Below are 22,763 nucleotides of genomic sequence, written 5' to 3'. Positions count from 1 at the left end.
CCTAAAGAGTCGGTTCTTTTGTGCCATCAAACAAAAAAAGACTGTCTCTTGCGAAACAGTCTTCTCCTTTTCATTTTAAAACTAATTATTTGGTAGCATTCACATTGATTCCAATCTCAATGTCTTTGCTGATCATCCATTCTGCAGGGTCAGTTTCGTCTGTCCCAAATTTGATTCCCCAATCTGCTCTGTTCACAGTAAATTTAGCTTCAACACCAGCTTTACCTTCAGCAACAGTTACCTTCGCCGGGAAAGAAACATTAACCGTTTTTCCTAGCAATGTCAAGTTTCCACTTACAGTTTTGTTAGCTCCCGCCACCGCATCTTTTGGAAGATCGCCTGCCAAATCTGTTACAGACGTGATCTTGAAGTCAGAAGTTGGATTTTTTGTCACGTTAAAGAAATCTTCATTTTTCAAGTGACCTTCAAGATCTGCTGGTTTTTTGTCGGCTTCAGTTACAGATGCAGGATCTACTTTCAAAGTCGTCATATCAATCACGAAATCTCCAGAAGTCACTGCATCATCAGCAACTGTAATTTCACCTGATTTCAAGTTGATAGTTCCCCAACGTGGCGCGAAACCACCTTTGTGGAACGCTTTCCAGTTAACGTTAGACGTTGCCAAATCTACATTGTATGCATCTCCAGATTTTTCTGCAACTTCCTGCGCATCTTTCACGGTCTCTTTTTTGTCGTTACACGCCGTGAACAACAATGCACTTGCAAATGCCAATACTGTTAATTTTTTCATAGAAAATTATTTTGATTAAACTTTTTTATTGTAGCAAAAATAAGACCTTAACCATTGATATCACGTTGATGTACATCAAGAAAGCACTTTTCATAATTTTAAGTTTAATTCATTAATTGATAATTTAGATTTCGTTAAGATTAAATTAAAAAATTTCCGTTCAATTATTTAACATAATCTAAACCTATAAGCACAAAAGTCTTAATAAATCATAAAACACTGATTATCAGTATTATTATTTTATAAATATTTTATATTTTAATTAAAATCGGTATAAAATTTGATATTAAAATTTAACATTATTAACATTTTTTAACAATATCAAATTCCTTTAACTACAATGAAAAAAACTTTTGCAGAAAGATCAAATATTTTGGTTTTTCTTGGGACTGCTACATTAATGATCACAGCAGTTTTCTTTTTGAAATCCTGTAATAAAAATTCGAAAACAGACCAGGTACAACAATCAAAAGAAACAAATGCCAATAAAATCGTCCCCAATTCCGCAAAAGTTATCTCCGCAAAACCCGATGTTCCAGACGATCCAAACAAAAGATACATCTATCTCACTTTTGACGATGGCCCAAACAAAGGAACCGAAAATCTTTTGAAAATCATCAACAAACATCAGATTCCAATCACCTCCTTCGTGGTTGGAAAGCACGCTTACGACAGCAAAACCCAAGGAAAAGGACTTAAAAATTTGGAAGAAAACAAGCTGGTTGAACTTTCAAATCACAGTTATTCGCACGCAGAAAATCGATATTCCGAATTCTATAAACATCCGGAAAATGTCGTTCACGATTTTGACCGTGCAAAAGACAGTTTGAAATTTCAAAATAAATACGCCAGAACGCCCGGCAGAAACATCTGGAGATCGGCAAAAATAAATGCAACCGACATCAAAACCTCGAAAGCTTCCGCTGACGAACTGCAAAGGGCTGGCTATGTTTTGGTAGGTTGGGATCTGGAATGGAAACCCGACAATCAAATGAAATTAAAAGGTTCTCACAAAGAAATGTCCAAAAAGATCGACAGCATCTTCTTCAACGATTTGGAAAAGACTTCCCGACATTTGGTTTTCCTGACGCACGATCAATATCTTCAGGATGATGATTCAGTAAAGGAGTTAGATTTGTTTATTTCCGGTCTACAAAATAGCAATCGTTTTGAGTTCCGAAAAATATCTGATTATCCTAACATTAATGATATTTTGAAATAAGCCATAGAAAAGCACTTCGACTCCGCTCAGACTGACATCTCTTAAATGTTACGATTTGCACGATGTCAGTCTGAGCGGAGTCGAAGACCTATTCACGATAAGAGAACTTTATAAAAAAAATCTCCCAGTTTTAATGAACTAGGAGATTTTAATTTTAATCAAACTCTTTAGAAACACCCAGTCCAAACAAGGCAAAATCATAAATCGCAGGGTCAGCAGAATTATGTTTTCGAAGTATCAAATCCAATTCTTCAACAGCTTTCCAATCGTTTTGTTTTCTAGTTAAAATTCCTAATTTTCTGGAAATATTAGCGGTATGAACATCCAAAGGAACAGATAAAAACCTTGGGTCAATGTTTTCCCAAATGCCGAAATCAACGCCTTTCTTATCTTTCCGAACCATCCATCGCAGAAACATAATCAATCTTTTCGACGCCGAATTTTTATAAGGCGAACTCACGTGTTTCTGTCCACGGTGTTGTTCTGAAACGAATTGATTCCGGAATCGTTCAATGGAATGATAGAAATTGGTTTCATCTTCATTGATGAGAAATGCATCTTCCAGACTTTCAAACTGAGAATAAATCCGGCGGAAATTCCTTAGAAAGAAAATAAAATCTTCGTGGTTGAAAGTTCTGTGAATTGCTTTCTGTGGAATCACATCCAAATCACTTTCTGTGAAATTCATTACAAAATCGTAGGGTGAATTTCCCATCAATTCCATCATTTTATTCGCATCATTGATGATTGATTTTCGATTTCCCCAAGCGATACTTGCAGACAAGAATCCAGCAATCTCAATATCCTGTTTCAAAGAAAAACGATGCGGAATCTGGATGGGGTCATCGGTTATGAAATCCGGTGAATTGTAGAGTTCTGCTTTCTTATTGAGCAAATCGAAGATGTCTTTTTCTTTTGAATTCATAATCAGTTGCAAATTTCTGCAAAAAAATTGTCATTCTGCAAGAATCTAGACAAAGGCTGTTTAGATTCCTACTGAATGACAATATTGGGTTTTGTATTTTATTTAAAAATAAACCTAATTTCTAGATTCTAACTTCTAACTTCTATTTTATCTTCCAATCACTTCTGTAATTGGATTTCCAATGTTTCCACTTGGGAATTCGATGTGAAGTAATGCTGAAACGGTTGGCGCAATATCGGTCATATTATATTCTTTATTGCTCTCGCCGTGCTTGATTCCCCAGCCCATAAAAATCAATGGAATGTGAGAATCGTAGGAATTCCAAACGCTGTGAGTCGTTCCTTTTTTGGCGTAGTTTGGTAACATTCCGTCGTGCGAAACGATTTGGATATCGCCACTTCTTTGCCAGTTGTAACCATTGATTGCTCTCGTTTTGATTGGTTCTGGAATTGCTGAAGAACCGATTTTTTTCAAGTCGACTGCGTAAAGAACTCTTGGGTCTTTGTTCAGTTTGTCAATGATTGTAGTTTTGATGGCTTCTTCGTCCAGTTTTTTTTCTTTAATCAAACTTTGATTTAGATAGATTTGGTAATTGTCGATTCCGTTGATTATTTTGGAATTGGCATATTTCTTTTCCAATTCTTCACCAAGATTTTTCTCCATTCCGTCATCGAAGAAACCGCCTAAAATTTTGTTCGCTTTCAAAAATCCTTCTGCGTGCGCACCGCCGTGGTCTGCGGAAAGAAAAAGCAAATAGTTATTCTTCCCTACTTTCTCATCCAGCATTTTGAAAAACGTTGCCAAATCTCTGTCCAATCTGATGTAAGTATCCTCAACCTCAATGGAATTTGGTCCGTAAGAATGTCCCACATAATCCGTCGAAGCAAGATTGATTGCTAAGAAATCTGTTTCTGCACTTTTCCCTAAAGCATAATTATCCAATGCGCTTTCCGCAAATTTCAAAGTTAGAGTATTTCCAAAGGGTGTTGTTTTGATAACGCCTTTTTTGGTTGCATAATCTGCCAAAAGATTGTTGTAAGGAAAAACAGGGTCGTCCGCAAATCCAACTGGTTTTTCCCAAGCGACGTTGTCTTCTGTACTTTCTGTATATTCAGAAATTGGCAAAACTGTTTGCCAGCCATTTGCTAAAAGTTTTTCCGGCACTTTTTGCGCATTGAAATCTTTGACCCATTTCGGTAATTCTTTCATATAATAAGAACTCGTGATGAAGTTTCCAGAAGAATCATCAAACCAAAATGCACCCGTTGGATTGTGACCAGCCGGCAAAATAGAGGCTCTGTCTTTCAAAGAAACACCAACTACTTTTGAACGGAAATTGCTGGCAAGCATCAACTGGTCTGTCACCGTGGTTGACCATAAATTCTTCGGAGAATGACTTCCCAGTTTTTTATCATCTGTTCCTACTGGTTTCATATCATCATCTGCCGTACAATAAACATCTTTTCCAGTTTCTTTGTCTTGCCAATCATTCCCTGCAATTCCGTGAATGGACGGAACAGAACCTGTATAAATTGTCGTATGTCCAATCGCTGTCACCGTAGGAATATACGGAATATGAACATTGTTGAGAGAATAACCTTCGCCCAGAAGTCTTTGAAATCCGCCTTTCCCGAATTTCTTTTCGAAGCGGTAAAGATAATCCCAACGCATCTGGTCAACGACTAATCCTACCACTAATTTTGGTCTTTCTCCTGAATTGATTTTTGTTTTCTGAGCATTTACATTTCCGAATGTAGCCACCGCCAAAACGAAAATCTTAATTTTTCTGAACATTTAATTTTACTTTTTATTGAGCCCAAATTTACGGCTTTCAAAAGTTTTGGAATGTGAAATTTTATTAAAGTTTGATTGAGAGTTTAACACAAAGGCACAATGAATAATTTTCAAGTCGATGCTTTAAGGCACAAAGGACTTCGACTCCGCTCAGTCTGACATTGAATGATTCAAAGTATCATACAAACATTGTCATCCTGAGCGGAGTCGAAGGCTATATTATAAAAAAAAACGAGCAAATCTGCCCGTTCTAATCAATAACATAAATTGCAAAAGCTAACAGCCAAAAGCCATTTGCCAATTGCTATTTGCTATTTGCTATTTGCTACTTGCTTCCGCCGGAGTTTTTCTCCACATCCGTTTTGGTATTTTCTTTTACTTTTTGGTTTCCGAAACGTTTGACGAATGTGAGCGAGAAGCCGTACCAATCCCATTTGTTGGTATTTTGAAAGGAACCGATTTGGCTGAAAGTTGTCGTATCCATCGATGGTCTTTTGAAAATATTCATCAACTGCAAACTGGTCTCGATTTGCGAAACAGGGAAAATCTTTGTGACAGAAATGTTGTGGAAAAAGTTGTATTGATTGGCCACAGAGTTTCCATAATTCTGATTGTCAATGCTCATCCAAGCGCTAATATTGATGTTTTTATTAAATAAATTCGTGTAAGATAAATTGGTGGAGCCTGAGAAGAAATTAAGATAATTGTTCGCGCCTTCCAATTTGTTTCTGGTGTTGAAATCGCTGTTGTCCGTATAAGACCAACCTAAACTTAGATTGACATTCAGCTTATTTTTGAGGAAATTCTGATTAGTGTTTGCCGATAGATAGAATTTCTCCACTTTCCCTTTGAAATTATCTGGAAATGAAATCGTTTTCACCAGTCCGTTTTGAGTTTCCTGACTGTAACTTGTCCAATAATCTTGGTCTGTAAAAGTATATCTCGCTGAGAGGAAATATTTTTTATGAATGCCGAATTTCAACCCAATTCTATCGCTGGGATTTGGTAAAAGGTTTACATTCCCTCGGTAAAAAAATCCGTTGTTTCCTGGCATTTCAAAATCATTGAACTCAGAATACCAAGGTCTCCAAAGATTGTGATTATAAGTCAAACTCAAATCATAATTTGGTGTAAAAGCATATTTGACCAAGAAATTCGGCAACAAAGTTCCATAAGACTCTCTTCTGGTTTCAGTTCCGTTTTGATGAATTTTATAATCAATATATTCGTATCGAAGTCCGATTCTCGTTTCTAGTTTATCAAAAAACTTTTTGCTGTAGTTGGCGTAAACAGAATTAAGATTTTCCGTGTACTGAAAATGATTCACATTGGCCAACTGAACATTATTAGAAATTACGAGATAATCATTTGGAATCACATTATTATTAAAGTTTGCTTTTCCACCGGCTTCAAAACTCCCATCTTTCCCCAATGGCGACGTGTAATCTACTTTTACAAAATAGTTTCGGTTTTGATTGTAATTTTCAAAATGTCTGAGTTCGCTAATTGTGTTTATGGCATTTTTTCTTGCAAAATCAGTTGTCCCTTTTTCAGAATCGTAATTGACTCCGACATTAACATCCAAAATCCTATTTTTCTCCTTATCATAATATTTATAGAACAAATTGGTTCCCAAAGTATTACTATTTGTACGTCCTAGAACTTTTTGCGAAAAAGAATTTAGCAAAACATCATTCAGAAAATTGTTTTCAAAAGAATCAGATTGCGAAGAACGATTTCCTCGGAAATATTCTAGAACAAGACCAATGTTATTTTTGTCATTCAGTTCAAATTCTGAAGTTGAAGAAAACGATGGATTTTTTCCTGTGTATGCACTTTCAGAATCAATCTCACTCACGGAATTATTTGCATAAAAAGTATTTCTGCTGGAATTTTTATTAATGAAAACATTATCGCTGTAACTTCCTGTGAACGTCTGTGTGAAGTTCTTTTTGTGGTAATTCAGATTCAAACTTCCGTACTGGTTGTTCTTGGTGTTTTGAGTATTTGTTAAGGAAACACTGCCTTTCAAACCTTCATCATCACGTTTTTTCAAGACGATGTTGATGACGGAACCACTAGCCTCATAACGTGAAGATGGACTTGTGATGACCTCGATTTTCATCAAGTTGTCAGCAGGAATTGTTTTAAGATATTCCTTAAGTTCCTTACCTGTGAAAACCGATTTTCTATCATTAATGTAAACCGTCACCGATTCGCCTTCTGCTTTTACATTATCATTGTTATCGATGCTCACCAAAGGCGTCATTCTTACAATGTCCCAAGTTGTATTTCCCGCAAGAATAGAGCTGTTTGCGACGTTGAAGACCGTTCTGTCGGCTTTGTTTTCGACGGTTGGTTTTCTGGCTACCAAAGTCACGGATTCTATTTCTTTGGATTTGATGGTATCATTTGTAGTTTGCGCTAAAAAAAGCGTAGCTGTGAGTAATCCCAGAGAGGAAAACAATATTCTCATTTCATAGTTTTCTTATAAGACAACTATTGGAGCTGGAATGTTACATCGGAATTTCAATTTTTCTTAATATCAATATTTATTTTGATTAAATTTGAAGCAACGTTTTGAAAACTAAACCATTGAAAAAATGAGCATCAAAAATAAATTATCACCAGACGAACAATCAGAATTGATTGATATTCTAAAAACCCGTTTTGAAAAAAATTCGGTGCGTCACGAGAATATCAATTGGGAAGATGTTCAGAAAAAATTGGAATCTAATCCAGACAAACTTTTGTCAATTAATGAAATGGAACGAACCGAGGGCGAACCAGATGTTGTTGGTTATGATAAAAAAACAGACGAATATCTCTTTTTCGATTGTTCCGCAGAAAGTCCAAAAGGCAGACGAAGCCTTTGCTATGACCGAAAAGCATTGAATTCCCGAAAGGAAAACAAACCGGCAAATAGCGCCATAGATTTGTCTAATGAAATCGGAATCGAGATTTTGGATGAAGCTCAATATCGCCATTTGCAATCCTTGGGAAACTTTGATTTGAAAACGTCGAGTTGGGTGAAAACGCCGGAAGACATTCGAAAATTAGGTGGTGCAGTTTTCTGCGACAAGCGTTACAACACGGTTTTCCTTTATCACAATGGTGCGGAATCGTATTATTCGGCGAGAGGTTTTCGTGGTTTTTTGAAGGTTTGAATTAATAATTAAAATTATGAAAACAAAAAATTATTTCGTACTACTTATTTTTCTATCAATAAATATTTATGCTCAAAATAAAGCATTTAAATGTGAAAAAGTTTATGATGCAGTGAAGTTAATTGATGAACAGAAATATAATGAAGCGATAAAAATTCTTGAAGAATGCGAAAAAGTAGACCCTTCGGAATATACTTATCCGTATGAAATAGCATTAGCAAAATCATATAGCAAAGATTATGATGGAGCAATAAAAAAATTGATTGAGATAAAAAACTATAAAGATATTAAAGACAATTATTATCAACTATTGGGAAACAATTACGATTACAAAGGTGATTCTGCAATGGCAATTAAAACCTATGATGAAGGTCTTAAAAAATTTCCTAAATCTGGAAGGCTATATTTGGAAAAAGGAGTAATGTATGAATCTTCAAAACCAATTGAAGCCATAAAAATTTACGAAAAAGGAATTGAAGTAGAACCAATGTACCCCTCAAACTATTATCGGGTTGCAAAGATTTATTTGAAAACAAATGATAGACTCTCTGGACTAATATATGGTGAGATTTTTATGAACCTTGAACGAACCACTTCTAGAACTCAGGAAATGAGCAAGCTGTTATATGAAGGATATAAAAACTCTTTGCTTTTCGTATCACAAAATCAAAAGAAAACTGAATTTTGCCCCGCAATAATTGATGCTGAAAAATATGAAAAAAATAAAGCCTTGCCTCTTTGTATGAACTTCGCATATGGTTTTGTGGTAGCAATGATGGATTACAATGACTTTACTTATGATAATTTTGTACAAATGAGAAAAAAATTTCTTAAAGAATATCAAAATGTAAAAATTAAAAACGCTCCCAATGTTTTACTAAACTATTTTAAAACAATGGATGAAAATAAGGTTTATGATGCATACAATTATTATATATTCCAAATCGCTAATAAAAATGCTTTCGCAGAATGGCAAACTAAAAACAAAGATGAATATGATAGTTTTGTAGAATGGTACACCAAATCCGGAAATGAGTTGAAAATAGATTCAAAGAACATCTTTATTTCAGACCAAATCAAATAGCCAAATTTGAATTTAGTGGCAAGCACTACAAACGCCCGTCAACACACAATTAACACTTTCCACTTGATAATTTGCTGGCAAAGAAAACTGAACTGGAACCGGCAGACATTCTATCGTTTGACAAACCGTGCACCGGAAATGAAAATGATGGTCGGCTAATTTTTTTTCATCACACTTGATACAAACAGCGAAGTATTGTTTTCCATCTTCCGCTACAATCCTGTGGAGAATTCCGTCTTCGCAAAATCGATTTAAGACTCTGTAAATCGTGGCTCTGTCCATTTCCAGATTGATTTTTCCTTCGATGGCGTCTTGGCTCATTGCCTTTCCGGTGGTCGTCAGTAGATTCAAGACGGCTTCTTTTGCGGGTGTGTTTCTTCTTTTCATTTTTATTAATGCGATTCTGTTGCAATAATAGAAATTAATCTTAACTTTGGCAAGAAATAATTGGCTTTTGGCAATTAGCTTTTGGCGAATAGCTTTTAATTAAGGATATAAATAGAAAAATTAAAATGGAAAATCGATACGATGTAATTATAATTGGAGGCAGTTATGCAGGACTTTCATCAGCAATGTCATTGGGAAGGTCATTAAGAAAAGTTTTGGTCATTGACAGTGGAAAACCTTGCAATGCACAGACGCCACATTCGCAAAACTTCCTGACTCAAGACGGAAAAACACCGAAAGAAATTTCGACAATTGCCAAAGAACAAGTTGAGAAATATAAGACGGTCGAGTTTTACGAAGGTTTGGCGACAGCAGGCATCAAAACAGAAAATGGTTTTGAAATCACAACTGAAAACGGCGAGAAATTCTCATCCAAAAAATTGATTTTCGCAACTGGAATCGTAGATGAAGTTCCAAACATCAAAGGCTTCAAAGAATGTTGGGGAATTTCGTTAATCCATTGTCCTTATTGTCACGGCTATGAATTTCAAAATAAAAAAACGGGAATCATTGCTAATGGCGAGCGTGGTTTTCATATTATTTCTTTGGTGAGTAATCTGACCAAAGATTTGACGATTTTCACAAGAGGAAAAGCCGATTTCACCGATGAGCAACTTGAAAAATTAACTAAAAATAATATTCAAATCATCGAAACCGAGATTGAGGAATTGAAACATCAAAATGGAATGGTAGAAAGCTTGATTTTATCCGATGGCAAAGTTTTGAATTTTGACGTCGTCTATGGTCCGTCTCCTTTCACTCAACATTCCGACATTGTCGAATCTATGGGTTGCGAGATGACGGAAATGGGTCACATCAAAATCGACCAATTCCAAAAAACGAATGTTGCAGGATTATTGGCTTGCGGTGACAATTCCAGCCCGATGCGTTCGGTTGCCAATGCAGTTTACACAGGCAATCTTGCAGGTGCGATGGTGAATGCAGAGTTGACAGCAGAATCTTTTTAGACCATTAAAATTGAATCTTTAAATTCGCAAATCAAAACCGTAATGGAATGAACATCCTGCGAAATCACATCGAAAAAATAATCACCCTCACAGACGAGGAATTTGAGTTGATTGATTCCTGCTTTCATTCTAAAAAGTATAGAAAAAAGGATTTAGTCATCAAAGAAAATGATTCTGTGAGCCACGTCTATTTCATTGTTTCGGGTTTGATGAAATTGTACGTTACAGACCGCGACGCAAAGGAACATATCATCTCCTTTTCTATGGAAGACTGGTGGGAAACGGATTATATGGCGTTTTACACCGAGAGCAAAGCCACGCAGTTTTTGCAATGTTTGGAAGATACGGAAGTGCTTTGTCTGTCATTTTCAGATTATCAAAAACTTAATGAGGCGATTCCAAAACTTGAACATTTCTTCCTCAAAAAAGCAATTGGAGGACATATTGCCAATCAGAAAAGAATCTTGTCTTTACTCACTTATACGGCAAAAGAAAAATATGAACAGCTCCTACACTCCTATCCAAGCCTGTTGCAAAGAATTCCGAAAACGGTCTTAGCTAATTATCTCGGCTTGTCTCGTGAGACCTTGAGTCGGTTTTTTGTGGAATCGAAAAAGATGTGATGTACATCACACAAGCTATTTCGGGCAGCGGCGGAACTTTGCTCCATCATTAAAATTATTTAAAATGGAAAAAAGAATCATTAATCCCTGGAAATGGCAGGATGCAAGAAATTACGCACAAGCTGTGGAAGTCAAGAATGTACAAAGTACGCTTTTTGTTTCCGGGCAAACTGCTATAGATGATGATGGAATATCAAGTGATGCTGATATGCGCACGCAACTTATCAAAACCTTGGAGAATCTCGAAAAGGTTATCCACAAATCCGATTTTGAATTGAAAAACATCGTTCGTCTCAATGTTTATACCACCGAGCATTCTGAATTGTTCGAAAACTTTGATGTTCTCCAAAACTGGATTGTAGAAAACGGTATTCAACAGGCAACAACCGTGATGGAAGTCAAAACATTATTCGAAACTTTGAAGGTGGAATTGGAAGCCACAGTTGTAAAATAAATTAAAAAACCATCCTAATTAATAAGGATGGTTTTTATATCAAAGTTTGAAATCTTAAAACTTCAAATCTCCATTCACATCTCTTACAGCTTGTGCTGCTTCTGCAAACTTCTCTTTTTCTTCTTCTGTCAATGTAATATTTACGATTTTCTCAACGCCATCTTTTCCAATGATCGCAGGAACACCAAGACAGATGTCGCTTTCACCATATTCACCGTCAAGCATTAGTGAACAAGGAATCATTTTCTTTTGGTCGCAGAGGATGGATTGAACCATTACAGAAACCGCCGCGCCTGGTGCGTACCAAGCAGAAGTTCCTAATAATTTGGTCAAGGTTGCACCACCAACTTTAGTCTCTTCGATTACATTAGCTTTTTGCTCATCGTTCAAGAATTCTGAAACTGGAACACCATTTCTGGTAGCTTTGCTGAAAAGTGGCAACATTCCTGTGTCAGAATGCGCTGCGATTACCATTCCATCAACGTCAGAGATTGGAGACTCCAACGCTTCTGCTAATCTGTATTTGAATCTAGCAGAGTCTAAAGCACCGCCCATTCCGATGATTCTCTCTTTTGGAAGACCCGATGTTTTGTGAACCAAATATGCCATTGTATCCATTGGATTGGAAACCACGATGATGATAACGTCTGGCGAATGTTTTACCAAGTTTTGAGTTACCTCTTTCACGATTCCAGCGTTGATGCCAATCAATTCTTCTCTCGTCATTCCCGGTTTTCTTGGGATTCCAGAAGTGATCACGGCTACTTTAGAACCAGCAGTTTTGGAGTAATCTCCTGTTGTTCCAGTGATTTTGGTATCAAAACCGTTCAAAGAAGCTGTCTGCATCAGATCCATTGCTTTACCTTCTGCGAAACCTTCTTTGATGTCCACCAAAACAACTTCTGCTGCAAAATCTTTCATGGCGATGTATTCTGCACAACTAGCTCCTACTGCGCCTGCGCCAACTACGGTAACTTTCATAATATATCTGTTTATTGTTTTTGTTGTATTGCCCGTAAATATAATAAAACTTCCAAAGGCGGAAAAAAAAATAATTCTAACATTTATCATATTTTGATCTTGATATTCATTATCATATGATATAATTTGCGACACAATAATAGACACCTTAATCAAATGTGATTCATATTTTGTAAATTTGCTTTGAAAAAAATTAAAAATATGTCAGAAAACAACATAAAGTCAATTGCCGTTTTGACTTCCGGAGGCGATGCGCCAGGAATGAATGCTGCGTTGAGAGCTGTTGTACGAACAGCAAATCATTTCAATATAGATTGCTACGGAATCCGCGAGGGTTACAACGGTCTTATTGCAGGAGATGTTACAAAGATGGGACCTCGTTCCGTTAAGAATATAATCAACCAAGGCGGAACGATTCTGAAATCTGCCAGATCCAAAGAATTTATGACACCGGAAGGCCGTAAAAAAGCTTTTGAACAATGTCAAAAACTGGGTATAGACGCATTGGTTTGTATTGGTGGAGACGGAAGTTTTACCGGTGCGAAAGTTTTCAATGAAGAATTTGGAATCAAGGTAATTGGCGTTCCTGGAACTATCGACAACGATATTTTCGGTACAGATAAAACAATTGGTTATGACACTGCACTCAACACAGCAATGGACGCGATTGACAAAATCCGTGATACTGCAACTTCCCACAACAGAGTTTTCTTTGTAGAGGTAATGGGTCGTGATGCAGGTTTCATCGCTCTTAACAGCGGCATCGCAACTGGGGCTTTGGACATCCTTATCCCAGAAAGAAAAGACAGCTTGGAAGATCTTTTCAGCACTTTCAGAACAGCTGAGAAAGTTGGAAAATCATCCAGCATCGTAGTTGTTGCAGAAGGCGAAGAATTAGCCAGCATCTATGACTTAGCAAAAGCAACAAAAGAAGAATTTCCAAGTTACGATATCCGTGTTACAATTTTGGGTCACATTCAAAGAGGTGGATCACCAAGTTGCGCAGACAGAGTGCTTGCAAGTAATCTTGGCTACGGAGCTGTAATCGGATTGATGGAAGGAAAAAACAAAGTGATGGTGGGAATGCAATCCAACAAAATCGTGTACACACCAATCGAAGAAGCCATCAAAAAACACAATGAGATAGATAAAGATTTGCTTAAAATTGCTGAGATTTTAGCGATGTAATTCCTTATTTTTTCGTAAATTTATAGTAATAAAAAAACCTTAATATTTTAAATAATATGTCAACAATTAAAGTAGGAATCAACGGGTTCGGGAGAATCGGACGTTTGGTATTCAGAGCAATGACTGAAAGAGAAAACATCGAAGTTGTAGGGATCAATGACCTTATCGATGCAGAATACATGGCTTATATGCTAAAATACGATTCAGTTCACGGAACGTTCAAAGGAGAAGTATCAGTTCAAGGTAACAACCTTGTGGTAAACGGAAAAACAATCCGTGTAACTGCTGAGAAAGATCCTAACAACCTAAAATGGAATGAAGTAGGTGCAGAATACATCGTAGAATCTACAGGTTTATTCTTATCTAAAGAAACTGCACAAGCTCATATCAACGCTGGAGCTAAGAAAGTAATCCTTTCTGCACCACCAAAAGATGATACGCCAATGTTCGTAATGGGTGTAAACCACAAAGAATTGACCAGCGACATCGCAATCTTCTCAAACGCATCTTGTACTACAAACTGTCTTGCACCTTTGGCAAAAGTGATCCACGATAACTTCGGGATTGCAGAAGGTCTTATGACAACTGTACACGCTACAACTGCAACTCAGAAAACTGTAGATGGACCATCCGCAAAAGACTGGAGAGGTGGTAGATCTGCATTGAACAACATCATCCCTTCTTCTACAGGTGCTGCAAAAGCGGTAGGAAAAGTAATCCCTTCTCTTAACGGGAAATTGACTGGAATGTCTTTCAGAGTTCCAACTGCTGACGTTTCTGTGGTAGATTTAACTGTTAAATTGGACAAACCAACTTCTTACGAAGAAATCTGTGCAGCTATCAAAACTGCATCTGAAGGTGACCTTAAAGGTATCCTAGGATACACTGAAGACGCTGTAGTTTCTCAGGATTTCGTAAGCGATTCCAGAACTTCTATCTTTGATAAAGAGGCTGGAATTATGTTGAACCCAACTTTCGTGAAATTAGTATCTTGGTACGACAACGAATGGGGCTATTCTAACAAATTGGCAGATATGCTTGTACATTCAGCTTCTTTGTAATCTGAATCTTTCAATAAAACTGAAACCTTTCAATTCATTTTGGAAGGTTTTTTTATTTTGATTAATGATAAAACTCACCGTCCAATTTTGGAGCAATAATTGTAACTTTATCCTAGATGGACAAATCAATTCTACAACCTCGATTCAGAGATTCAGCACATTTCAAAAACTTTTGGGAAACCGGGAACGGCAAACAACTCATAGAATTTTCCTGCGCAGAAGTCAGCTTCAAAGATTTTGATAAATTTTCTAAATATTATTATGATGTTGATGAAATTGGAGATGAAGTCGTCAAAGACATTTACTTCACACAATCCTTTCCTGAAGCTTCAAAACAAATTGAAAATTATATCCGAAATGGCGTTTCTGAAAACGATGATGTTCCAGAAAGTGTCAAATCACTTTTTGGACAAGCTCAGTCAGTTCCAGATTGGGTAGATTTTGAATTGATAAAAAGTGGCGCCGAACTCTGTATGCGTTGCAATGTGGATTCTTTGATTTCCTTGAGAGATTATTGTTTGATTGGTGGCTACGATTACGCTTATCTCAACAAACCATTGATTGTAACTGAGGCACTTAAAAAAGGTGCCGTCAAACGCTTATCAGAGACATTGGATTTTTGGGTTAATGTTACCCGACCCGACTCACTTCTCACCCACCGAAAAGGTTATGAATTTGCCATCAAAACAAGACTCATCCATTCCTACGCAAGACTTTCCATCAAGAAACATTATAAGAATTGGGATACGAAAAACTGGGGAGAACCCATCAATTCTTGGGATATGATGGCAACTTACATCGGTTTCAGTCTGGTGTTTTTATACAGTTTGAAAAAATTGGGAAACACCTTTTCTGAGCAAGAGGAAAAAGGCCTCTTTCACCTTTGGAGATATGTCGGCTATTTATTGGAAATTCCAGAGGAACTTCTACCCGATGACAAAAAGCAAGCGACAGAATATTTCTTTCTATGGACTTCTGTGCAACCATCAGCGGACAAAGATTCCGTTTTATTAGCACATTCTTTATTAAATGAATCTTTGGAAAATCCAATCCTTAAATTTGATTTTCAAAGGCGAAACCTACGTTATCTGCACATCTGTTGCACTTGGTTTTTATTAGACAATGAAGTTTGTGAAAGATTGGAAATTCCGAAAGTGAAAAACAAAAACCTATTTCCTGTTTCAAAAAAGATTTTCAACAAAATCTATGAAAAAACAATCAGCCGAGAAGCACGTATTAAAAAGGGAAATAAAGACCAAATGAAAGTTCTGACGGATTATTTGAACATTACAAAAAATTCAAATTTTCATTAATTTTCGATTGATAAATTAAAAGCGTAAACTAAAATAATATTGGATTTTGATTTTAAAATTCCGTATTTTTGAGAATAATTTTTTGACATAATGAGTACAAACGACGATAAGAAAAAAGCACTACAACTGGTGCTGGAAAAACTAGATAAAACCTACGGAAAAGGAACCGTGATGACTTTGGGCGAGGATTCTGTGGACCACACGATAGAAGTAATTCCATCAGGTTCATTGGGAATTGACCTGGCTTTAGGTGTTGGTGGCTACCCAAGAGGAAGAGTAATCGAAATCTACGGACCAGAATCTTCCGGTAAAACAACCTTGACCTTACACGCAATCGCAGAAGCTCAAAAAACTGGTGGAATTGCAGCTTTCATAGATGCAGAGCACGCATTCGACAGAAGCTACGCTGCAAAATTGGGTGTGGATCTTGAAAACTTGATCATCTCTCAACCAGACAATGGTGAGCAAGCGTTAGAGATTGCAGACAATTTGATCAGATCAGGCGCAATTGATATCGTGGTAATCGATTCCGTTGCCGCATTGACGCCGAAAGCAGAGATCGAAGGTGAAATGGGAGATTCTAAAATGGGTCTTCACGCAAGATTGATGTCTCAGGCTTTGAGAAAATTGACCGGTTCAATCTCAAGAACAAAATGTACCGTGATCTTCATCAACCAGCTTCGTGAGAAGATCGGTGTGATGTTTGGAAATCCAGAAACGACAACTGGTGGAAACGCGTTGAAATTCTATGCTTCTGTAAGAATTGACATTAGAAAAGCAAGTGCACCAATCAAGAATGGTGACGAAGCCGTTGGAAGCCGTGTAAAAGTAAAGGTTGTGAAAAACAAAGTAGCGCCACCTTTCAAAATGGCTGAATTTGACATTATGTACGGTGAAGGAATTTCTAAATCTGGAGAAATCCTGGATACTGCAGTAGATCTTGCTGTAGTTAAGAAAAGTGGATCTTGGTTCAGCTACGAAGACACAAAATTGGGCCAAGGTCGTGATGCTGTGAAAGACGTTTTGAAAGACAATCCTGAACTTTCTGAAGAGATTGAAGGAAAAATCAGAGAGATCATAAAGAACAAATAAAATAAAATTTGACAAAAACAAAGGCTGTGAAAATTCACAGCCTTTTGTTATTTATTTGAAGAAGTAAGTGAGTCCTAAGCTTATCACTTGTTCTGATTTTTTCTTAGCAGTTCCTGCATAACCTGCCTCAGATGGACTATTTTTCAAATCAGGATATGCATTTGACAATCCGATATCATATTTCAAAGCCAATTCTAATTGTCTTTTATAACTAAATCCTACACCTGCACCAATTCCTAGATTAAATGGATTGGCTTTACCGTAGCTATCTTTTTCATATTCCTGCTTATTGGTATTCTTCACCTTTTGATCGATCAAGAAATTAAATCTCGGACCTATCAATCCATAAAATTCGGATTCTGCTTCGGAAAAATAAGCTTTGAAATTAAAAGGAACACTTAGATAATTATTGGCATAAACAGCATCATAGCCAGGTCTGCCTTTTGCATCCTTCGACTTTCCTGATTCTCCCGCTCCAAAATACAAGACTTCCATTTGAAGGTAATATTGTTCCGCATTGCCAATTGGTGCCTGAGCCGTCACACCTCCCAAAACTGAAATTCTGGCTCCCGAAGGATTGTGCGCGTTTCTAACTCTGGAATAGGTTCCTCCTGCAACCAAACCGAATTCAGTTGACCTGAGATCAAGTTGTGCCTGAGAAAATAAAGAAGAGAAAATTAGAGATGCAAAAAGGATTTTTTTCATGTGTGTGTGTTTAAAATATTTCTGGTTCAAATTTAAATAAAAAAAATGAGAAGCTCAGATAGAGCTTCTCAAAATATATTTAATAAAAGATTTTTGATCAATTTATTATGCTAGAACTTTTGCTACAGTTACTCCAATCTCTGCTGGAGAATCTACAACGTGAATTCCGTTTTCTGCCATAATAGCCATTTTTGCTTGTGCTGTATCATCATCTCCGCCTACAATTGCACCTGCGTGACCCATTGTCCTACCTTTTGGAGCAGTTTGTCCTGCGATAAAACCTACAACTGGTTTTGTAGAACCACTCGCTTTGTACCATCTTGCAGCCTCAGCTTCCAAAGATCCACCGATCTCACCGATCATTACAACTGCCTCAGTTTCTGGATCGTTGATGAACAATTCCAAAGCTTCTTTAGTTGTAGTTCCAATAATTGGATCTCCACCAATTCCGATCGCTGTAGAAACTCCGAAACCAGCTTTCACAACTTGATCTGCCGCTTCGTAAGTTAAAGTTCCAGATTTTGAAACGATACCAACTTTTCCTTTTTTGAAAACGAAACCTGGCATAATCCCAATCTTAGCTTCGTCTGAAGTGATGATACCTGGACAGTTTGGCCCGATCAAACGAACGTCTCTGTCTTGGATGTAATCCTTAACTTTTACCATATCAGCAACAGGAATCCCTTCTGTGATACATACAATAACTTTGATACCTGCCTCAGCAGCTTCCATTACAGCATCTGCAGCAAATGCAGGCGGCACGAAAATAATACTCACATTAGCTCCTGCTTTCTCCACAGCTTCTGCCACAGAATTGAAAACCGGCTTACCAAGGTGCTCAGAACCTCCTTTTCCTGGAGTTACACCACCAACAACGTTGGTTCCGTAATCGATCATTTGACCTGCGTGGAAAGTACCTTCGTTACCTGTAAATCCTTGTACGATAACTTTAGAATCTTTGTTTACTAATACTGACATTTTTTATTGTAATTTATTGATTTTATAAAACTTTGTTATTCGCAAAAATAACGATAATAATCCAAAAATTTCTTGTAATCATTAATTTTTTAGATTAATAAAATATGATTTACTTCAGATTTTTGATTTTGACTTCCTTTCTAAGGTAATCTCGAAATTCTTCAGCAATTGGTCCGAAATAAGTTCCTTTTTTCAAATCTCTGTTAACGCCAACTTTTGCAAGAAGAACTGTTCCCTTTTCAATTCTAACGCCAGAAGCCATTCCAACTTGTCCCCAAATCGTCACTTCATCCTCGATGATACAACATCCTGCAATTCCCGTTTGGGAAGCGATGAGACATTTTTTACCAATAATTGTGTCGTGCCCAATTTGAATTTGATTGTCTAAAACAGAACCTTCGCCAATGGTCGTAGAATCTGTGACGCCTCTGTCAATCGTACAACCGTTTCCGATTTCCACATTGTTTCCAATAACAACGTTTCCTACAGAAATCAATCTGTCGAAATTGCCATCGAGTTTTCTGTAATAAAATGCGTCGCCTCCCAAAACTGTATTGGCTTGGATAATGACATTATCACCAATAATTGTTCTGTCACCAATCACAACATTCGGGAAAATATGACAGTTCTTTCCTATTCTGATTTGATTTCCGAGTACAACAGATGAATGGATGAAGGTTCCGTCTCCCACTTCGATGTCGTGAAGTTCTTCTTTGAAATTCGAGATCCTTGTAAAGTGTGTATTGATTTTATTAAAATCTCGGAATGGATCATCGGAAACCAAAAGTGCTTTGCCTTCCGGACAATCTACTTCTTTGTCGATCAAAATAATTGTCGCGTCGGAATTGAGCGCTTTGTCGTAATATTTGGGATGGTTTACAAAAACTATTTCACCTGCTTTCACCATATGGATCTCATTGGTTCCTAAAACTTGGAAGTCTTCTGGACCAATGTATTTTGCATTGATAATGTCAGCAATTGTTTTGAGCTGTTGTGGTTGATTGAATGTCATAGTTGGATGTTAGAATTTAGACATTTGATATTAGATGGAAATCGTCCTTATAGATACGAATCTGCAGCCCGACCTGAGCGGATCCCGATGTAAAATCGGGAGGGAACGGAAGGCGGATAAAGCTGCCCTAATAATTATTTGGTTTTAAAATAAAAATGGAAGTGTGAAGATCAACTTCAGACTTCCATCCTATATTTTGTTTTATTTTACTCTTTCAAGGTAAGAACCGTCCTCTGTACTGATCTTGATCTTGTCGCCTGGCTCGATGAATAATGGAACCATTACTCTAGCGCCTGTTTCTACGATCGCATTTTTCAGTGCGTTGGTCGCTGTGTTTCCTTTCACGCCTGGATCAGCTTCTACTACTTCCAAATAAACTGATTGTGGAAGTTCCGCAGAAAGTGGAGATTCGTCTGCTTCTTTCAATATGATCGTGATCTCTTCTCCAGCTTTCATAAACTGTGCGTTTTCAATCATTTCTTTATCAAGGTAAAGCTGAGAGAAATCGTCGTTGTTCATAAAGTGGAATCCATTCTCGTCATCATACAGATACTGGAATTTTCTTGTGATCACTTTTACTTCGTCGATCTTGTGACCTGCGGAGAATGTGTTATCTAAAACTTTTCCGTTTGTTACAGATTTCAATTTCGTTCTTACGAAAGCAGGACCTTTTCCTGGTTTCACATGTAGAAACTCGATCACTTTGAAAATATCATTGCTGAATTCGATGCAAAGTCCTTTTCTAATATCGTTGCTTGTTGCCATTAGTTATATATAAACTTGTATTATTTTTTATTCTTTGTTGGATCCGTATCCTTTTACAATTCCTCTTGGAGAGTTTTGGATGAACTGGATGATCTCATCTCTTTCCACTGTTGGAAGCATCTCTTTCTCAATGAATTCAATTGCTTGAGTGGTATTCATTTTCATTTGGAAAATCGCTCTGTAGATTTTTTGGATCTCAAAAATTTTGTCATTGGTAAAACCTCTTCTTCTCAATCCTACAGAGTTGATTCCGGCGTAAGAAATTGGTTCTCTCGCTACCTTTACGTATGGTGGAATATCCTTTCTTATTAATGAACCTCCAGAGATCATCACGTGTTTTCCGATCTTTCCAAATTGTTGTACGGCAGAAAGTCCGCCCATTACCACAAAATCTCCGATCTCAACGTGCCCTGCTATACCGCAACCATTTGCAATGATGACATTGTCACCTACGATGCAGTCGTGTGCTACGTGGGAAGTTGCCATGATCAAACAATTGTTTCCAATTTTTGTATATCCTAAGGCTTTTGTACCTCTGTTGATGGTAACACATTCTCTAAGCGTAGTACCGTCGCCGATAATCACCTGAGTGTCTTCACCATCAAATTTAAGATCCTGTGGAACTGCACCAATCACGGTTCCAGGAAAAATCTTGCAATTTTTGCCAATCTTTACATTTTCCATGATGGTCACATTAGGACCAATCCAAGTGTCAGAACCAACTGTAACGTTGGCGCCAATGGTTGTGAATGGTTCTATGGTAACATTTTTGCCAATCTTTGCGCGAGGATCTACTGCCGTAAGCTGGTGAATCATAAATTAATTTTTTGTTTTTGCAACTTGGGCCATCAACTCAGCTTCTACAACTACGCTGTCTCCTACATAACCGTAACCCTGCATATGTACGATTCCTCTTCTGATCGGCTCTATCAATTCAATTTTGAATATCAGCTGATCTCCTGGAACTACTTTTTTCTTGAATTTCACGTTGTCCATCTTCACAAAGTAAGTGGAGTAATTTTCCGGATCTGGAACATTTGCCAAAACCAAGATCCCACCAACCTGAGCCATCGCTTCGATTTGCAAAACGCCCGGCATTACTGGTTCTTTCGGGAAGTGACCTACGAAAAAGGGCTCGTTCATAGAAACATTCTTCAGTCCAACCACGTGGGTCTCTGACAATTGTAAAATCTTATCAACCAAAAGAAACGGCGGTCTGTGAGGCAATAATTTCATAATGCCATTGATGTCAAAAACAGGTTCTGCTTTCAAATCAAAATCAGGAACATTTTTTCTTTTTTGCAATTTGTATTGTCTGTTAAGTTTTTTCGCGAACTGCGTATTTACAAAGTGTCCAGGCTTGTTGGCAATCACTCTACCTTTGATTCTAACACCAACCAAAGCCAAATCTCCAATCACGTCCAATAGTTTGTGACGGGCAGCTTCATTTGGGAAGTTAAGGGTAAGATTATCTAGGATTCCGTTTGGACGGATAGAAACTTCGTCTTTACCGAAAGCTAATTTCAGTTTTTCTGTGGTTTCCGGCGTCAGTTCTTTATCAACATAAACGATGGCATTGCTGATATCGCCTCCTTTGATAAGATTCGCATCCAAAAGCTGCTCCAACTCGTGCAAGAAACTGAATGTTCTCGCCGGTGCAATCTCTTCTTTGAACTCAGTCAGGTTTTTCATACTGGCATTTTGGGTTCCAAGAACTTTGGTCCCAAAATCTACCATTGTTGTAATTTCGTAATCGTCTGCAGGAATGACTGTGATCTCGGAACCTGTTGAAGGATCTATGTAGTTCATCACTTCCTTCACTACAAGATATTCTCTTGCAAGATCTTGTTCCTTAACACCCGCTTTTTCGATAGCTTCTACAAAATATTTGGAAGAACCATCCAAGATTGGAGGCTCTGCGCTGTTCATTTCAAGGAAGGCATTATCAATATCCATCCCGACCAAAGCAGCCAAAAGATGCTCGCAAGTGTGGATTTTGACCCCTAACTTTTCCAGAGTGGTTCCTCTTTCTGTAGTGGTTACATAATTGACGTCAGCCTCTACCTGAGGATGACCTTCTAGGTCTGTTCTTACGAATACGAATCCGGTGTTTTCCTTAGCCGGTTTGATGGTAAGATTAACTTCTCTACCTGTGTGAAGACCAATACCCGAAAGTTTGATTTCTTCGCTGATTGTTTTTTGTTTATCACTCATTGTAATAGTTTTGAGGCGG

General features: G+C 37.4%; 22 protein-coding genes. 10 read left to right on the top strand and 12 right to left on the bottom strand.

The features are described from left to right. Positions 1–85: 85 nt before the first annotated feature. Positions 86–751, bottom strand: a complete 666-nt coding sequence (locus IO90_RS05935; RefSeq protein ID WP_034964975.1) for a YceI family protein — start codon at positions 749–751, stop codon at positions 86–88. Positions 752–1,091: 340 nt separating this feature from the next. Between IO90_RS05935 and IO90_RS05930 the strand changes: the two genes are divergently transcribed. Beyond that, positions 1,092–1,973 (top strand): polysaccharide deacetylase family protein, encoded by an 882-nt coding sequence (locus IO90_RS05930; protein ID WP_034964973.1) that lies wholly within the window; start codon positions 1,092–1,094, stop codon positions 1,971–1,973. Between the two features lie 154 nt (positions 1,974–2,127). Here IO90_RS05930 and IO90_RS05925 read toward each other — a convergent pair whose 3' ends face one another. The 3 genes from IO90_RS05925 to IO90_RS05915 all read right to left on the bottom strand — a co-directional run bounded on the left by IO90_RS05925 (position 2,128) and on the right by IO90_RS05915 (position 7,168). Then, the gene (locus IO90_RS05925; protein ID WP_034964972.1) at positions 2,128–2,898 is read right to left on the bottom strand and encodes a TIGR02757 family protein; all 771 of its coding nucleotides are present in this window, start codon (positions 2,896–2,898) and stop codon (positions 2,128–2,130) included. Between the two features lie 147 nt (positions 2,899–3,045). Then, positions 3,046–4,692 carry an alkaline phosphatase PafA gene (gene pafA, locus IO90_RS05920; protein ID WP_034964970.1) on the bottom strand — a complete coding sequence of 549 codons (1,647 nt, stop codon included), beginning with the start codon at positions 4,690–4,692 and terminating at the stop codon, positions 3,046–3,048. 325 nt (positions 4,693–5,017) lie between these two features. Then, positions 5,018–7,168, bottom strand: coding sequence for an outer membrane beta-barrel protein (locus tag IO90_RS05915; RefSeq protein WP_034964969.1), 2,151 nt, complete (start codon positions 7,166–7,168; stop codon positions 5,018–5,020). A gap of 127 nt (positions 7,169–7,295) precedes the next feature. Here IO90_RS05915 and IO90_RS05910 point away from each other — a divergent pair, with 127 nt between their 5' ends. Together IO90_RS05910 and IO90_RS05905 are read left to right on the top strand one after the other, a co-directional pair. Continuing rightward, entirely contained in the window at positions 7,296–7,859 is a 564-nt protein-coding gene (locus IO90_RS05910) for a DUF4256 domain-containing protein (RefSeq protein ID WP_034964968.1), read from the top strand. A gap of 16 nt (positions 7,860–7,875) precedes the next feature. Further along, a complete protein-coding gene (locus tag IO90_RS05905; protein ID WP_034964966.1) occupies positions 7,876–8,943 on the top strand; it encodes a tetratricopeptide repeat protein in 1,068 nt (355 codons plus the stop codon). A 12-nt stretch (positions 8,944–8,955) separates the two neighbouring features. Here the strand turns inward: IO90_RS05905 and IO90_RS05900 are convergent, their stop codons facing one another. Beyond that, positions 8,956–9,330: a Fur family transcriptional regulator gene (locus tag IO90_RS05900; RefSeq protein WP_034964965.1), complete on the bottom strand. Its 375-nt coding sequence runs from the start codon at positions 9,328–9,330 to the stop codon at positions 8,956–8,958. Positions 9,331–9,455: 125 nt separating this feature from the next. Here IO90_RS05900 and IO90_RS05895 point away from each other — a divergent pair, with 125 nt between their 5' ends. The 3 genes from IO90_RS05895 to IO90_RS05885 all read left to right on the top strand — a co-directional run bounded on the left by IO90_RS05895 (position 9,456) and on the right by IO90_RS05885 (position 11,435). After that, positions 9,456–10,358 carry an NAD(P)/FAD-dependent oxidoreductase gene (locus IO90_RS05895; RefSeq protein WP_185094382.1) on the top strand — a complete coding sequence of 301 codons (903 nt, stop codon included), beginning with the start codon at positions 9,456–9,458 and terminating at the stop codon, positions 10,356–10,358. 47 nt (positions 10,359–10,405) lie between these two features. Further along, a complete protein-coding gene (locus tag IO90_RS05890) occupies positions 10,406–10,981 on the top strand; it encodes a Crp/Fnr family transcriptional regulator (RefSeq protein WP_034964961.1) in 576 nt (191 codons plus the stop codon). A 64-nt stretch (positions 10,982–11,045) separates the two neighbouring features. After that, the gene (locus IO90_RS05885; RefSeq protein ID WP_034964960.1) at positions 11,046–11,435 is read left to right on the top strand and encodes a RidA family protein; all 390 of its coding nucleotides are present in this window, start codon (positions 11,046–11,048) and stop codon (positions 11,433–11,435) included. A gap of 54 nt (positions 11,436–11,489) precedes the next feature. On the opposite strand, the gene IO90_RS05880 is transcribed toward IO90_RS05885, so the two are convergent. Continuing rightward, positions 11,490–12,416, bottom strand: a complete 927-nt coding sequence (locus IO90_RS05880) for a malate dehydrogenase (protein ID WP_034964959.1) — start codon at positions 12,414–12,416, stop codon at positions 11,490–11,492. Positions 12,417–12,617: 201 nt separating this feature from the next. Here IO90_RS05880 and pfkA point away from each other — a divergent pair, with 201 nt between their 5' ends. From pfkA to recA, 4 genes are all read left to right on the top strand, one after another. Continuing rightward, positions 12,618–13,604, top strand: a complete 987-nt coding sequence (gene pfkA / locus IO90_RS05875; RefSeq protein WP_034964957.1) for a 6-phosphofructokinase — start codon at positions 12,618–12,620, stop codon at positions 13,602–13,604. 56 nt (positions 13,605–13,660) lie between these two features. Next, positions 13,661–14,665 carry a type I glyceraldehyde-3-phosphate dehydrogenase gene (gene gap / locus IO90_RS05870; RefSeq protein ID WP_034964956.1) on the top strand — a complete coding sequence of 335 codons (1,005 nt, stop codon included), beginning with the start codon at positions 13,661–13,663 and terminating at the stop codon, positions 14,663–14,665. A 116-nt stretch (positions 14,666–14,781) separates the two neighbouring features. Then, complete coding sequence (locus IO90_RS05865; protein WP_034964954.1) at positions 14,782–15,978, top strand: oxygenase MpaB family protein; 1,197 nt, start codon at positions 14,782–14,784, stop codon at positions 15,976–15,978. Between the two features lie 90 nt (positions 15,979–16,068). Then, positions 16,069–17,070, top strand: a complete 1,002-nt coding sequence (gene recA, locus IO90_RS05860) for a recombinase RecA (protein WP_034964953.1) — start codon at positions 16,069–16,071, stop codon at positions 17,068–17,070. Between the two features lie 51 nt (positions 17,071–17,121). On the opposite strand, the gene IO90_RS05855 is transcribed toward recA, so the two are convergent. From IO90_RS05855 to IO90_RS05830, 6 genes are all read right to left on the bottom strand, one after another. Then, positions 17,122–17,775, bottom strand: coding sequence for a porin family protein (locus IO90_RS05855; protein ID WP_034964952.1), 654 nt, complete (start codon positions 17,773–17,775; stop codon positions 17,122–17,124). Between the two features lie 105 nt (positions 17,776–17,880). After that, entirely contained in the window at positions 17,881–18,753 is an 873-nt protein-coding gene (gene sucD / locus IO90_RS05850; RefSeq protein WP_034964951.1) for a succinate--CoA ligase subunit alpha, read from the bottom strand. Between the two features lie 109 nt (positions 18,754–18,862). After that, complete coding sequence (locus IO90_RS05845; protein WP_034964950.1) at positions 18,863–19,765, bottom strand: LpxD N-terminal domain-containing protein; 903 nt, start codon at positions 19,763–19,765, stop codon at positions 18,863–18,865. 201 nt (positions 19,766–19,966) lie between these two features. Then, positions 19,967–20,530 (bottom strand): elongation factor P, encoded by a 564-nt coding sequence (gene efp, locus IO90_RS05840; RefSeq protein WP_034964948.1) that lies wholly within the window; start codon positions 20,528–20,530, stop codon positions 19,967–19,969. 27 nt (positions 20,531–20,557) lie between these two features. Beyond that, positions 20,558–21,346 (bottom strand): acyl-ACP--UDP-N-acetylglucosamine O-acyltransferase, encoded by a 789-nt coding sequence (gene lpxA / locus IO90_RS05835; protein ID WP_034964947.1) that lies wholly within the window; start codon positions 21,344–21,346, stop codon positions 20,558–20,560. Positions 21,347–21,349: 3 nt separating this feature from the next. Continuing rightward, positions 21,350–22,744, bottom strand: coding sequence for a bifunctional UDP-3-O-[3-hydroxymyristoyl] N-acetylglucosamine deacetylase/3-hydroxyacyl-ACP dehydratase (locus IO90_RS05830; protein WP_034964946.1), 1,395 nt, complete (start codon positions 22,742–22,744; stop codon positions 21,350–21,352). Positions 22,745–22,763: the final 19 nt, after the last annotated feature.

The sequence above is a fragment of the Chryseobacterium sp. FH1 genome (assembly GCF_000735135.1).
Taxonomy (GTDB): Bacteria; Bacteroidota; Bacteroidia; order Flavobacteriales; family Weeksellaceae; genus Epilithonimonas.
The sequence above is the reverse complement of the archived record's forward strand: the minus strand, read 5'-3'. Positions and strand labels throughout refer to the sequence as shown.

What these genes read in the sequence shown, in the direction of transcription:
- IO90_RS05935 (WP_034964975.1), bottom strand. Translation starts at nt 751, where the DNA reads ATGAAAAAATTAACAGTATTGGCATTTGCAAGTGCATTGTTGTTCACG.
- IO90_RS05930 (WP_034964973.1), top strand. Translation starts at nt 1,092, where the DNA reads ATGAAAAAAACTTTTGCAGAAAGATCAAATATTTTGGTTTTTCTTGGG.
- IO90_RS05925 (WP_034964972.1), bottom strand. Translation starts at nt 2,898, where the DNA reads ATGAATTCAAAAGAAAAAGACATCTTCGATTTGCTCAATAAGAAAGCA.
- pafA (WP_034964970.1), bottom strand. Translation starts at nt 4,692, where the DNA reads ATGTTCAGAAAAATTAAGATTTTCGTTTTGGCGGTGGCTACATTCGGA.
- IO90_RS05915 (WP_034964969.1), bottom strand. Translation starts at nt 7,168, where the DNA reads ATGAGAATATTGTTTTCCTCTCTGGGATTACTCACAGCTACGCTTTTT.
- IO90_RS05910 (WP_034964968.1), top strand. Translation starts at nt 7,296, where the DNA reads ATGAGCATCAAAAATAAATTATCACCAGACGAACAATCAGAATTGATT.
- IO90_RS05905 (WP_034964966.1), top strand. Translation starts at nt 7,876, where the DNA reads ATGAAAACAAAAAATTATTTCGTACTACTTATTTTTCTATCAATAAAT.
- IO90_RS05900 (WP_034964965.1), bottom strand. Translation starts at nt 9,330, where the DNA reads ATGAAAAGAAGAAACACACCCGCAAAAGAAGCCGTCTTGAATCTACTG.
- IO90_RS05895 (WP_185094382.1), top strand. Translation starts at nt 9,456, where the DNA reads ATGGAAAATCGATACGATGTAATTATAATTGGAGGCAGTTATGCAGGA.
- IO90_RS05890 (WP_034964961.1), top strand. Translation starts at nt 10,406, where the DNA reads ATGAACATCCTGCGAAATCACATCGAAAAAATAATCACCCTCACAGAC.
- IO90_RS05885 (WP_034964960.1), top strand. Translation starts at nt 11,046, where the DNA reads ATGGAAAAAAGAATCATTAATCCCTGGAAATGGCAGGATGCAAGAAAT.
- IO90_RS05880 (WP_034964959.1), bottom strand. Translation starts at nt 12,416, where the DNA reads ATGAAAGTTACCGTAGTTGGCGCAGGCGCAGTAGGAGCTAGTTGTGCA.
- pfkA (WP_034964957.1), top strand. Translation starts at nt 12,618, where the DNA reads ATGTCAGAAAACAACATAAAGTCAATTGCCGTTTTGACTTCCGGAGGC.
- gap (WP_034964956.1), top strand. Translation starts at nt 13,661, where the DNA reads ATGTCAACAATTAAAGTAGGAATCAACGGGTTCGGGAGAATCGGACGT.
- IO90_RS05865 (WP_034964954.1), top strand. Translation starts at nt 14,782, where the DNA reads ATGGACAAATCAATTCTACAACCTCGATTCAGAGATTCAGCACATTTC.
- recA (WP_034964953.1), top strand. Translation starts at nt 16,069, where the DNA reads ATGAGTACAAACGACGATAAGAAAAAAGCACTACAACTGGTGCTGGAA.
- IO90_RS05855 (WP_034964952.1), bottom strand. Translation starts at nt 17,775, where the DNA reads ATGAAAAAAATCCTTTTTGCATCTCTAATTTTCTCTTCTTTATTTTCT.
- sucD (WP_034964951.1), bottom strand. Translation starts at nt 18,753, where the DNA reads ATGTCAGTATTAGTAAACAAAGATTCTAAAGTTATCGTACAAGGATTT.
- IO90_RS05845 (WP_034964950.1), bottom strand. Translation starts at nt 19,765, where the DNA reads ATGACATTCAATCAACCACAACAGCTCAAAACAATTGCTGACATTATC.
- efp (WP_034964948.1), bottom strand. Translation starts at nt 20,530, where the DNA reads ATGGCAACAAGCAACGATATTAGAAAAGGACTTTGCATCGAATTCAGC.
- lpxA (WP_034964947.1), bottom strand. Translation starts at nt 21,346, where the DNA reads ATGATTCACCAGCTTACGGCAGTAGATCCTCGCGCAAAGATTGGCAAA.
- IO90_RS05830 (WP_034964946.1), bottom strand. Translation starts at nt 22,744, where the DNA reads ATGAGTGATAAACAAAAAACAATCAGCGAAGAAATCAAACTTTCGGGT.